This is a genomic window from Saccharothrix sp. HUAS TT1 (genome assembly GCF_040744945.1).
Classification (GTDB): Bacteria; Actinomycetota; Actinomycetes; order Mycobacteriales; family Pseudonocardiaceae; genus Actinosynnema.
The window spans coordinates 1576128-1587911 of record NZ_CP160453.1 but is presented as its reverse complement, the minus strand read 5'-3'; the positions used below and the strand labels follow the sequence as shown (position 1 = coordinate 1587911).

12 protein-coding genes are annotated in these 11784 nt (G+C 73.0%); 8 read left to right on the top strand and 4 right to left on the bottom strand.

Features of this window, described 5'->3' with window-relative positions:
- Positions 1-30: 30 nt before the first annotated feature.
- Entirely contained in the window at positions 31-933 is a 903-nt protein-coding gene (locus AB0F89_RS07760; RefSeq protein ID WP_367138763.1) for an SDR family oxidoreductase, read from the bottom strand.
- 15 nt (positions 934-948) lie between these two features.
- Positions 949-1521, bottom strand: coding sequence for a TetR/AcrR family transcriptional regulator (locus AB0F89_RS07755; RefSeq protein ID WP_367134008.1), 573 nt, complete (start codon positions 1519-1521; stop codon positions 949-951).
- Between the two features lie 50 nt (positions 1522-1571).
- On the opposite strand from AB0F89_RS07755, the gene AB0F89_RS07750 reads away from it, so the two are divergent.
- The 4 genes from AB0F89_RS07750 (at position 1572) to AB0F89_RS07735 (ending at position 5287) form a co-directional block, all read left to right on the top strand.
- On the top strand, positions 1572-2366 hold the full coding sequence (locus AB0F89_RS07750; protein ID WP_367134006.1) for an HAD family hydrolase: 795 nt from the start codon (positions 1572-1574) through the stop codon (positions 2364-2366).
- Positions 2367-2562: 196 nt separating this feature from the next.
- Entirely contained in the window at positions 2563-3483 is a 921-nt protein-coding gene (locus AB0F89_RS07745; RefSeq protein ID WP_367134004.1) for an ABC transporter ATP-binding protein, read from the top strand.
- 6 nt (positions 3484-3489) lie between these two features.
- On the top strand, positions 3490-4248 hold the full coding sequence (locus tag AB0F89_RS07740) for a hypothetical protein (RefSeq protein ID WP_367134002.1): 759 nt from the start codon (positions 3490-3492) through the stop codon (positions 4246-4248).
- A 133-nt stretch (positions 4249-4381) separates the two neighbouring features.
- Positions 4382-5287 (top strand): ABC transporter ATP-binding protein, encoded by a 906-nt coding sequence (locus AB0F89_RS07735; protein ID WP_367134000.1) that lies wholly within the window; start codon positions 4382-4384, stop codon positions 5285-5287.
- A 52-nt stretch (positions 5288-5339) separates the two neighbouring features.
- On the opposite strand, the gene AB0F89_RS07730 is transcribed toward AB0F89_RS07735, so the two are convergent.
- Positions 5340-6542, bottom strand: coding sequence for a S8 family serine peptidase (locus AB0F89_RS07730; RefSeq protein ID WP_367133998.1), 1203 nt, complete (start codon positions 6540-6542; stop codon positions 5340-5342).
- A 326-nt stretch (positions 6543-6868) separates the two neighbouring features.
- On the opposite strand from AB0F89_RS07730, the gene AB0F89_RS07725 reads away from it, so the two are divergent.
- The 4 genes from AB0F89_RS07725 to AB0F89_RS07710 all read left to right on the top strand — a co-directional run bounded on the left by AB0F89_RS07725 (position 6869) and on the right by AB0F89_RS07710 (position 10791).
- A complete protein-coding gene (locus AB0F89_RS07725) occupies positions 6869-7354 on the top strand; it encodes a hypothetical protein (RefSeq protein ID WP_367133996.1) in 486 nt (161 codons plus the stop codon).
- A gap of 92 nt (positions 7355-7446) precedes the next feature.
- Positions 7447-8088, top strand: coding sequence for a tRNA (guanosine(46)-N7)-methyltransferase TrmB (trmB, locus tag AB0F89_RS07720; protein WP_367138761.1), 642 nt, complete (start codon positions 7447-7449; stop codon positions 8086-8088).
- Between the two features lie 145 nt (positions 8089-8233).
- The gene (locus tag AB0F89_RS07715) at positions 8234-9355 is read left to right on the top strand and encodes a nitric oxide synthase oxygenase (protein ID WP_367133994.1); all 1122 of its coding nucleotides are present in this window, start codon (positions 8234-8236) and stop codon (positions 9353-9355) included.
- Positions 9356-9624: 269 nt separating this feature from the next.
- Positions 9625-10791 carry a sensor histidine kinase gene (locus AB0F89_RS07710; protein WP_367133992.1) on the top strand — a complete coding sequence of 389 codons (1167 nt, stop codon included), beginning with the start codon at positions 9625-9627 and terminating at the stop codon, positions 10789-10791.
- Between the two features lie 20 nt (positions 10792-10811).
- Here the strand turns inward: AB0F89_RS07710 and AB0F89_RS07705 are convergent, their stop codons facing one another.
- Complete coding sequence (locus tag AB0F89_RS07705) at positions 10812-11690, bottom strand: hypothetical protein (RefSeq protein ID WP_367133990.1); 879 nt, start codon at positions 11688-11690, stop codon at positions 10812-10814.
- Positions 11691-11784: the final 94 nt, after the last annotated feature.

The following is an 11784-nucleotide window of genomic DNA, read 5'->3' as shown; positions in this document are numbered from 1 at the left end:
AACACCTGGCCGGACCGGACCGGCGGCGCGTCACCGGTAGCGCGACGCGTCCACCGTCGTCGGGTCGACGCCCGCCTTGAAGACCTCCTCGTACCAGCGGCCCCAGTCCGGCTGCGAGCCGTCCAGGTCGGTGAAGCCGTACTCGCGCATCAGGGTCCACGACGCGAGCGCCTTGCCGGTGAACCGGTTGCGGTCCGGGTCGGCGGCCAGCGCCGCCACGCCGCGCCCCACGTAGTGCGGCGACTCGGCCATCGCGTAGTGCGGCTCCTTGGCGATCGCGTCGCGCCAGTTCCGCTCGGTCACGCCGAAGTGCTCCAGCATCTGCTCCGACCGCAGGAACCCCGGCGTGACCGCGACCGACGTGCCGCCGAACGCCTCCAGCTCCTTCGCCAGCACGGTGCCGAAGCGCCGGATCGCGACCTTCACCGAGTCGTAGGCCAGCGACCCGCTGTAGAACTCGTCGCTGTCGCCGTCGGTGACCTCGACCAGCAGCCCGCCCGGCCTGCGGACCAGCAGCGGCAGCAGCCGGTGCAGGGTGACCAGGTGCGCCTGCACGCTGTTGCGCCACAGCCCGAGCTGCTTGTCCAGGTCCTGCTCCCAGAAGACCTCGAACTCGGTGTCCGCCTCACCGCCCCACACGTCGTCCACCAGGACGTCCAGCCGTCCGTCCACCTCGGACTCGATCCGGGCGCGGAACGCGTCCACGTCCTCGGGCACGGTGAAGTCGCACCGCACCGGGACGCCCCGGCCGCCGGCCGCCGTGACCAGCTCCGCCGTCTCCTCGATCGTCTCGTCCCGCCCGATCGGCGACTTCCGCCCGCGCGTCGAGCGACCGCCGACGAACACCGTCGCGCCCGCCGCGCCCAGCTCGACCGCGATGGCGCGCCCCGCGCCCCGCGTCGCCCCCGTGACCGCCGCGACCTTGCCGTCCAGCGCCTTGCCGTCCACTCATCTCCCCTTCCACGCGTCCAGCACCGCGTCCACGTCCTGCGCCAGCCGGTCGGCCAGCTCGCCGCGCGGCCGGACCGACCAGTCCATCGACACGCCGTGGAGCAACCCGGTGAGCACGCGCGCCGCGCGTTCCGGCGCCGGGCCGTGCGGCAGGTCCACCCGTCGGGTGAGCTCCAGCACGGTCCGCTCGGTCGCCTCGTACAGCTCGGCGAGCAGCGCGCGCAGCTCCGGGTCGATCAGGTCGACCCCGAGCTGGGCCAGGTGGTTCTGCGCCTCGACGGGGTCCGTCATGCCCTCGAACCACGTCAGCAGCGCCGCCCGCAGCCCGTCGACCGGGTCCGCCGCGCCGGCCGCCGCCGCCCGCATCCGCTCCACGTTCCCGGCCATGACCTGCTTGGTCAGGGCTTGGAGCAGGCCGCTCTTGGAGCCGAACCGCCCGGCCACCGTGCCCACCGAGACGCCGGCCAGCTCCGCCACGTCGGCCACGGTGAACCCCGGGCCCTTGCGCCCGATCACCAATGCCACGGCGGTCAGCAGCCGCTCGTCCGTGATCGTCCTCGGTCGTGCCACCCGGTTATTGAACCATGGTTCAGTAACCATCGCCCAGTAGGGTGACGTCAGTGACTTGGAGACCCCGCCTCATCGCCCTGGACATCGACGGCACGATCACGCCAGTCGGCCGCGAGGACGTCGCGCCCGCCGTGCGCGCGGCCATCGACCGGGCGGTCGGCCACGGCTCGCACGTCGTGCTCTCCACCGGCCGCAGCCTCGTCGGGACCAGGCCGATCATCGACGACCTGGGGCTGCGCGGCACCACCGCGATCTGCTCCAACGGCGCGGTCTGGTGGGACACCGACACCCGCGAGGTGGTCCGGAAGGTCGAGTTCGAACCGGGCCCGTCGGTCGAGCGCCTGCGCGCCCAGCTGCCGGACTCGGTGTTCGCGGTCGAGCTGACCGGCGTCGGCAACCTGTCGCTCGGCCGGTTCCCGGACGGCGACCTGTGGGGCGAGGTGCGGGAGGTGTCGTTCGCCGAGCTGGCGGCCACGCCGACGTCCCGGCTGGTGATGCGCTGGCTCGGCGGCACGCCCGCGGAGCTGGCGCTGCGGCTGCTGGACGTGGAGCTGCCGGGCGTGACGGCGTCGTGCGACCACAACGAGCCGTGGCTGACGCTGTCGCCCCCCGGCGTGACGAAGGGCGCGGCGCTGGAGGTCCTGCGGACCGCGCTCGGGGTGTCCGAGCAGGACACGCTGGCCATCGGCGACGGCTCCAACGACGTGGAGATGCTGCGGTGGGCCGCGCACGGCGTCGCCATGGGCCAGGCGCCGGCGACCGTCCAGGAGGTCGCCGACTCGGTCACCGGGACGATCCTGGACGACGGCGCGGCGACCGTGCTGGACCGGTACTTCGCCGCCTGAGGACGCCCCTCCCTGAGAGTCACCCGGTGAATCCCCGGGGAACAACTCAGGGTGAACACGGATTACTACAACCGAGGTAGCGGGGACGATAAGACGGAAGTCGCACCGACGAGTCAACTACAGACCGATGTGCGAGCCGCCGGAACCGGGCAGGGTTGAGCCCAGTTCGGGGGATGTGCCTTCCAGGGGAGAAACCATGATCGAGGCTATCGGCCTCACCAAGCGCTACGGGAAGACGGTCGCGGTGGACGACCTGTCGTTCACCGTCGAACCCGGTCGGGTCACCGGCTTCCTCGGCCCCAACGGCGCGGGCAAGTCCACCACCATGCGGATGATCCTCGGCCTCGACCGGCCGAGCGCGGGCCGGGTGCTGATCGACGGCAAGCAGTACGCGCAGCTCGACCGGCCGCTGCGCACGGTGGGCGCGCTGCTCGACGCCAAGTGGGTGCACCCCAACCGGTCCGCGCGGGCGCACCTGCAGTGGCTGGCCAAGTCCAACGGCCTGTCCGACCGGCGGGTGGACGAGGTGCTGGACATGGTCGGCCTGACCAAGGTCGCCAAGCGCCGCGCCGGTGGTTTCTCGCTGGGCATGTCGCAGCGCCTCGGCATCGCGGGCGCCCTGCTGGGCGACCCGAGGGTGCTGCTGTTCGACGAGCCGGTCAACGGCCTGGACCCGGAGGGCATCCTCTGGATCCGCCGGTTCATGCAGGGCCTGGCCGCCGAGGGCCGGACCGTGCTGGTGTCGAGCCACCTGCTGTCGGAGATGGCGCTGACCGCCCAGGACCTGGTGGTCATCGGCCGCGGCAAGCTCATCTCGCAGTCCAGCACCGCGGACTTCGTGGAGCGGTCGAGCGAGAACACCGTCCGGGTGCGCAGCCCGCACGCGGACAAGCTGGGCGCGATGCTGGTGGACAAGGGCTTCACCGTGCGTGAGGACTCGGACGGGTCGCTCACCGTTTCGGGCGCCACCAGTGACGAGATCGGGGACATCGCGGCGGCGAGCGGCGTGGTGCTGCACGAGCTGAGCCCGCAACGCGGTTCGCTCGAACAGGCATTCATGCAGCTCACCGGCGATTCCGTCGAGTACCACGCCGAACTCGCCGAGACGGGGAAGTGACCACCGATGACTCTGCTCGCCGTTGAACGGATCAAGCTCTTCTCCACCCGCTCGCCGTGGTGGTGCATGCTGCTGGCGCTCGGGTTGACCGTCGGCCTCACCGCGCTCATCTCGGCCAACTGGACCGGACCGCTGCCGGTGATCGGCGCGGTGTTCACGCACACGTTCGGCCTGTACGTGGTGATGGTGATGGCCGCGCTGGCGGTCACCACCGAGTACCGCTTCGGCACGATCAAGTCGACGTTCCAGGCCGTGCCGGACCGCACGTCGCCGCTGGTCGCCAAGGCCGTCGTGGTGATGCTGCTGTCCGCGCTGGTCGGCGAGGCCGCCGCGTTCGGGTCGTGGGGGTTGAGCTGGCTGCTCGCCGACGACACCTCGCAGCTCGCGCTGACCTCGGCCAACGACTGGCGGCACGTCGCGGGCGTCGGCCTCGTCTACGCGGCGGGCGCGCTGCTCGCCCTGGGCGTCGGCGCGCTGGTGCGGCAGACCGCGGGCGCCGTGTCGATCATCCTGGTGTTCGCGCTGGTCATCGAGAGCGTGATCGGGTTCATCCCGAACATCGGCGACGACATCCAGAAGTGGATGCCGTTCACCGTGGTCGGGAAGTTCATCTTCGGCGACCCGGACGCGAGCGACATCCCGAACGGCGCCGGGCCGCCCGCGATCGGCGAGCTGAGCCCGTGGGGTTCGTTCGCCTACTTCGCCGCCATCGCGCTGGCGGTGTACGTCATCTCGCTCGTCGTGGTGAAGCGGCGGGACGCGTGAGGGGGACCGCGCGCCCGCCATCGGGGGTCGGCGCGCGGTCGGCTGGAAGGGGGAGCTCGGGTCACCTTCGGGGGGTGGCCCGGGCTCTCCTGCTCTAGGTTCGCCACGAGCGTTAGATCGGACGGGAGAAGTCATGATCGAAGCGACCGGCCTCACCAAGCACTACGGCAGGACCGTCGCCGTGGACGACCTGTCGTTCACCGTCGAGTCGGGCCGGGTCACCGGCTTCCTCGGCCCCAACGGCGCGGGCAAGTCCACCACCATGCGGATGATCCTCGGCCTGGACGACCCGACCAGGGGCCGGGTCACCGTCAACGGCCGGGACTACCGGTCGCTGCGCCAACCGCTGCGCGTCGTCGGCGCGCTGCTGGACGCCAAGTGGGTGCACCCCAACCGGTCGGCGCGGGCGCACCTGCAGTGGCTGGCCCGCTCCAACCGCATCCCGGTGGCGCGGGTGGACGAGGTGCTGGAGATGGTCGGCCTCACCCAGGTCGCCAAGCGCCGCGCCGGCGGCTTCTCCCTCGGCATGTCCCAGCGCCTGGGCATCGCGGGCGCGCTGCTCGGCGACCCCGAGGTGCTGATGTTCGACGAGCCGGTCAACGGCCTGGACCCGGAGGGCATCCTCTGGATCCGCCGGTTCATGCACCGGCTCGCCGACGACGGGCGCACCGTGTTCGTGTCCAGCCACCTGCTGTCGGAGATGGCGCAGACCGCGCAGGACCTGATCGTGATCGGTCGCGGCAGGCTCATCGCGCAGACCAGCACCGAGCAGTTCATCAAGGACGCCACCGAGGACACGGTCCGCGTCCGCTCGCCGCAGCTCGACCGGCTCCGGCAGCTGCTGGACGGCCGGGCCCGCGTCGCCGACGCCGCGTCCGACGGCGCGCTCGTCGTGCACGGCGTCGAGCCCTCGGCCATCGGCGAGCTGGCCGCGGCGAACGGCATCACGCTGCACGAGCTGAGCCCGCAGCTCGGCTCTTTGGAGGAAGCCTTCATGCAACTCACGAAGGAATCCGTGGAATACCACGCGCCCGAATGACTGACGCCCCGTCACCGGGTCGGGTAAACGGCCCGGATTTCGCCGGGAGCGCTCAGAACCGGTCGCTGCGCCAGAAGTCGTCGGACGGCGGCGGGATTTCGGTCACGACCGGAACGGGCGCCCGGCGGATTCGCCTGCGGCGGACCACCAGCAGGGTCGCCGCGGCCACCACGACGACGGCCGCGGCGATGCCGGCGACCACCGGCAGCAGCCCCGTCCCGCCGCTCGGACCGGGCTCGGGGAGCGCGTTCCCGGCCGACGTCGGCAGCGGGGCCGTCGCGGTCGAGGACGGTCGCGGCGGCGGCGCCAGCGGGTTGCGCTCCACCGGCGGCACGTCGGCGGTCAGCGCCGCGACCGGGTCGACCTGGCCGAACCCGGTCGCGTTGTCCCGACCGGGTGTCAGCAGGTCGGTGGCGGTGGTGACGAGCCGGTTCACCACGTTGCCCGCGTCCAGCCCCGGGTGGCGGGCGCGGACCAGCGCGGCCACGCCGGAGACCAGCGCCGTCGCCGCGCTCGTGCCGTCGACCTCGGCGTAGCCGGTGTCGGACACCCCCAGCGGCAGGGCGGTGACGATCCGCTGCGCGGGCGCGGCGAGCACGGTCTCCGGCCCGGTGTTCGACTCCGGCCACGGCCCGTTGCCCTCGACCGTGCCCGAGACCGCGATGACGCCCTTGATGTTGGCGGGCGCGCCGACGTGCTCCTCACCGGCGTTGCCGGTGCCCGCGACCACCACGGCGTCGTGGTCGAACGCGTAGTTGACCGCCCGCAGCAGGTCCGGGGTGAGGGTCGCGAGCGAGGTCAGGGACAGGTTCACCACGTCGGCGCCGTGGTCGACGGCCCAGGTCACGCCCTCGGCGACGGACGAGGTGGTGAACTTGTCGCCGTCCGCGCCGACCGAGACCGGCAGGATCATCGCGCCGGGCGCCACGCCGAGCGCGCCGCCGTCCACGCCCCGGCCGGCGATCAACGTCGCCATCGCGGTGCCGTGGCCGTCGTTGTCCGCCGTGCCGTCCGTGCCGCTCGCCGAGCCGAACCCGGAGCCGGGCAGCAGCGCGCCCGCGAGGTCCGGGCGGGTCGCGTCCACGCCCGAGTCCACCACCGCGACGACCACCCCCTCGCCGCGCGAGGTGGCGTGCGCGGTGCGGACGTCCAGGGCGGCCAGGTGCCACTGCTGCTCCTGGATCGTCTGCGCCGCGGCCGTGCCGGGCGCGCTCAGCGCGATCAGGACCGCGACGACAACCGCTCTCCCGGTCACCCGATTCCCCCTGTGGTCGGCATCACAGATATTCCAGCTGAATGATGTTTCACAGTTCCGGGTTCGGGCAAGCGGAGTAATCGGCTCGTTAAGACGTCGTGAACTCGCGCACAGCCCCATGACAAGAGCTTCTGAACCGGGTCAGATGGAAAGCGCGAATCGTGAGGTGGGCGCCTGCCCGCACGCGAATTCGGCTGTCCCCCGTCAAGGAACCCACCGGAGGTGAACCCGTGACGGTGCTCGATCCAGATCTGAACGCCGACCGCTCGGCAACCGGGTCGAAGGAGTTGCCACGGCAACGCGACCACGCCCTTCGCGTCGAACCGATGTTGGCACTGGAATGGTCGCACGCCATCGAAGCCGCGGGACCGGTCGGTGTCGCCGACTCACCCGCGCAGACCCGTCGCGCCTGGATCCACCGGGCCGACGAGCAACAAGTGCTCTCGCTGTTCCGCGCGGTCGGTCCGGACGCGCCGGCGCCCTGGTGGCTCCGGGCCCTGGACCGGGGCCGGATCGCCTCCCGCGCGGCGGCGTTCGCCGTCGAGGACGAGGTGACCCGGTTGCTGGGCGCCCGACCGGGTTGGGTGTTCGTCCCGTGGGCGAACGAGGGTGAGGTCGGTTACTGGGAGTTCGTGCCGTCGGAGAGCGGCGTGTACGGGCCCGCGGAGCCGACCACCGTGCAGTTCACGGACCGGCACACCGGTTTCGTCGACCTGCTCCCGGCGCACCGGGGCCCCGGTCAGCGCCAAGCCATCGAGTTCACCACCGCCGAGCTGCGCGAGCAGATCGAGGACCTGGAGAACATCGCCTAGCGCACCACCTAGGCTGTACGCCCGTGACGTCCAGCCACCAGCGACCGCCCCACCACCGTTCCGTCGTCAGCTACGTGCAGCGCGGCGAGCGGATGACCGTGGGGCAGCAGCGCGCATGGGACCGCCACTGGGAGCGCTTGGGCCAAGAGGTCAAGGCGCTCCCGGCCGGTCCCGTGCGGTTCACCGAGTGGTTCGGGCGCGAGGCGCCCGTGGTGCTGGAGATCGGCTCCGGGATGGGCGAGACCACCTCGCGGCTGGTGGCCGCCGCGCCCGACGTCAACTACGTGGCCGTCGAGGTCTACAAGCCCGGCCTGGCGCAGCTCCTGCTGCGCGCCGAGGCGCTCGACGTGACCAACCTGCGGGTCCTGCGCGGTGACGCGGTCGACCTGCTCACCGAGCACGTCGAGCCGGGCGCGCTGGCCGAGGTGCGGATCTACTTCCCCGACCCGTGGCCCAAGAAGAAGCACCACAAGCGGCGGCTCGTGCAGCCGGAGTTCGTGCGCCTGCTCGCCGGCCGGCTGGCCGTCGGCGGCACGCTGCACCTGGCCACCGACTGGGAGGAGTACGCCGAGCAGATGCTCGACGTGTGCTCGGCCGAGCCGCTGCTGCGCAACCGGTTCGACGGGTGGGCGCCCCGGCCGGGGTGGCGGCCGGTGACCAAGTTCGAGCAGCGGGCGGTCGAGGAGGACCGGATCAGCCACGACTTGATGTTCGAACGGGTCGAACTCACCTGACCGAGGCATGAAGTCACGGGGCTGACCCGCCGAAGCTACGACGGCCAGTGGTTTCGTCACCACATCGAGTGGGATTTGTTGATCACCCGATGTGCCCCGTCTGGCAGTGACGCGTGACAGCGGAACGCAACTACGGTTGCCGCCCGTGACCGTAGTCGACAACGAACCGATAACGTTCGACCTGGACGCGGCGGAGGGCTTCCTCCGCATGTTCCACATCGCCCACCCCGAGGCCGGGCCCGTCGGGCCGCGGCTGGCGCAGGTCCGCGACGAGGTCGCCGCGACCGGCGCCTACCGGCACACCGGCGAGGAGCTGGCCTACGGCGCGAGGATCGCGCTGCGCGACTCCGGCTGGTGCACCAGCGGCGTGCCGTGGCGCCGGCTCAAGGTCCGCGACCTGCGGGGGTTGCGCAACGCCGCCGCCGTGGCCGCCGAGTGCGTCGAGCACCTGCGGCTGGCCACCAACGGCGGCGAGATCCGGCCGCTGGTGACGGTGTTCGCGCCGGACACCCCGACCGCGCCGGGGCCGTGCGTCTGGAACGAGCAGCTGGTCCGGTACGCGGGCCACGGCGACGGCGCCGGCGACCGCCGCTACCGGGCGTTCACCGATGCCGTGCGGGGCATGGGCTGGCGACCACCGGCCGCGCCCGGCCGCTTCGACCTGCTGCCGCTGGTGGTGGAGACCGCGCACGAGGGCGTGCGGCTGTTCCCGGTGCCGCCGGACGTGGTGCAGGAGGTGCCGATCTCGCACCCGGAGCTGCCCTGGTTCGACCAGCTGGGCCTGCGCTGGCACGCCGTGCCGGTGATCACCAACATGCGGCTGGTCATCGGCGGCGTCACCTACCCCGCCGCGCCGTTCAACTCGTGGTTCGTCGGCGCCGAGATCGGCGCCCGCAGCCTGGCCGACGAGAACGCCTACGGCGCGGCCAGGCCCGTCGCCGAAGCCCTCGGCCTGGACACGTCCACCGAGCGCTCGCTGTGGCGCGACCGCGCCGTGGTGGAGCTGAACCGGGCCGTGCTGCACTCGTTCGACCTCGCCGAGGTCACCATCACCGACCACCACGCCGAGGCGCTGCACCGGCTGTCGTGGCTGCGCTCGCGGCAGCGCCACTCCGGCAACCGCCCCGCGTTCCGGCTCGACCCGGCGGCCGCCCGCCGTGCCCGCGCGGGCGGCCCCACCCGCTTCGCCCCCGCACCCGCGGAGACGACCCGACCCCACTCACCCGGACGGCTCGTCGAACTGCTCCGGCAGCGCGTCGGGGGCTGACCGCTCAGCGCTGGGAGTCGACGAGCACACCCGCCAACGCCATCAGGACCAGCACCAGCAGGCCCAGCAACGCTCCCGCCCAAGTTGCCACCACTCCGAACATGGTTCCTCCGTTCCCCGACTCGCAGTTCAAGAGTCACCCCGGCCCTCGTCATCCGACATCGGCCACTGGTGTGTTTCGGCGGGCGTTCGGGTCAGCCTCCCGGTGGATGCCCCGCCCGACCGGGGTCGGACGCGCAGGGGGACGCGACCACCTACCGTGAGGACCCGTGGACAGCACTCACCTCGGGTGGCGGACCCTGCTCCGCCGCCAGTGGCCGTTGGGCTGCGCCCTGCTCTTCTTCTTCGGCGGCGAACTGCTCGGCCACCCGAACTGGTGGCAGCTGCCCGGCTCGGCCGTGGTGTGCGTGCTGGCCGTGCTCGCGCCGCGGCGCCCGTTCGACGCCGCGCTGGCCGCCGCCACCGCGGTGGCCGCGAACTCCGTCGTGCTGCGGGTGGCCGACTCCGCGCCCGTGGTGCCCGCGATCAGCGGCCTGGTGATCTCCGAGACCGCGGCGGTGATGGCGATCGTCGCGGTGGTGGTGCGGCAGGCGCCGCTGGTGCGCGCCGCGGTGGGCGTGGCGCTGCTCGTCGCGGTGGCGGCGGCCACCCAGGCCGTGCGGCCGGACTACTGGTCGCGGCACTGGCCGGAGGAGTACGCCGGGCCCGGCGCCTGGCAGCAGGTGGTCGGCGGCGCGGTGCTGCTGGCCCTGTCGGTCGGCACCGGCCTGTACTTCCGCGCCCGCGACCGGGAGCGCGCGACCGCCGTCCGGGCCGAGGTCGCCGCCGCGCAGCACGCCGAGCGGATGGCGCTGGCGCGCGAGCTGCACGACGTGATCGCGCACTACGTGACCGGGATGGTGGTGCACGCGCAGGCCGCGCAGGCCGTGCCCAGCGCCGCGCCGGAGGCGTTGCCGATCATCGTGCGCAGCGGCAACGAGGCGTTGACCGAGATGCGCCGCCTGGTCGGCACGCTGCGCGGCACGGACGCCGACGCGCCGGAGGCGACCAACGACCTCGCCGACGACGTGCGCGGCGTCGTGGAGCGGTCCGGCCAGCCCGTGCGGCTGCACGTCGACCTGCCGACGCCGGTGCCGCCGTCGTTGGGGCGCTCGGTGCTGCGGCTGGTGCAGGAGTCGCTGACCAACGCGCGCAAGCACGCCGGCGGGCTGTCCACCGTGGACGTCTCGGTGTCCGTTTCGGACGACCTGGTGCACGTGGTGGTCGCGGACGACGGTCGGACCCAGAGCGCGAGCCCCGCCGGCGGGACCGGCGGGTACGGGCTGGTCGGCATGCGGGAGCGGGTCGAGCTGCTGGGCGGCACGTTCAGCGCGGGCAAGCGGGCGGGCGGCGGCTGGGAGGTCCGGGCGGCGCTGCCCGTCGCGGGCGGCCGGTGAAGCCCGCCGCCCGCCGCCGCTCAGCGCGCGCCGGGCCGCGACTCCGGCAGCCCCGCCGGGAGCGGGTAGGTGAACGCGCCCGCCGGGTCCGACAGGGCCAGGTGCCGGTCGGCGACCGGCCGGCGGGACCGCGGCCCCCGGGCCTGGCCGGGGATGCTCGGCTGGTAGTCGCCCAGCCAGCTGGTGACGTCACCGGACAGCCGGGCGTTCTCCTCGTGCAGCTTGCGCAGCTCGTGCTCCAGCTCGGCGATCCGCGCCAGCGCCTCGCGGTGCACCCGCACCACCGTCCACAGCAGCTCGTACGCGCTGCCCTCCGGCCGCGGCGGGCTGTCGACCTCCAGCCGCGCGGGCCCGGCGTCCGGGGTCGGCAGCTCGGGGACGGGCAGGCCGTGGTCGCGGGCCCAGGCGGGGCCGCCGATCATCGCCGTGGTGACGTCCCGCACCGACGGGTCCAGCCAGTGCGGGTGGCGGGCCGGGTCGACCCCGGTCGCGCCCGTGGCCAGCTCGTGCAGGTAGCGGGCGGTCGCCAGCACGTCGGCCGCGAGCGCGGGGTGCACGGCGTCGCGGAGCAGGTCCACGACCCGCTCCCACGGCGGCGGGCTGTCCGGCCGCGCGTGCAGGCCGATCCAGCGGGTCACCTCGGCCCGCACCGCGCCGAGCGACCGGCCGTGCGCCCAGTGCTCCGGTTCCCGCGCCGCGTGCCGGAGCACCCGGCGGTACGCGGTGCCCATCCGACCGTTCTGGTCGACCAGGTGCACGAGCAGGAACAGGCCGAGCCACCGGCGTTCCCGGGACAGCCCCGGGTCGGTGAAGTCGGCCTCCGACCTCAGCACCTCCACCGCGGGCTGCCCCTTGCCGCGCCGTTCGCCGGATCGGACACTCCCAACACCACGAGCCACAGTCACTCCTTCGCCGGATCAGCGGGACGACCACCTCTCCCAACGACCCGGAGATTACGTCCACCTGGCGGGTGAACACCCGCCCCAGGAGGTC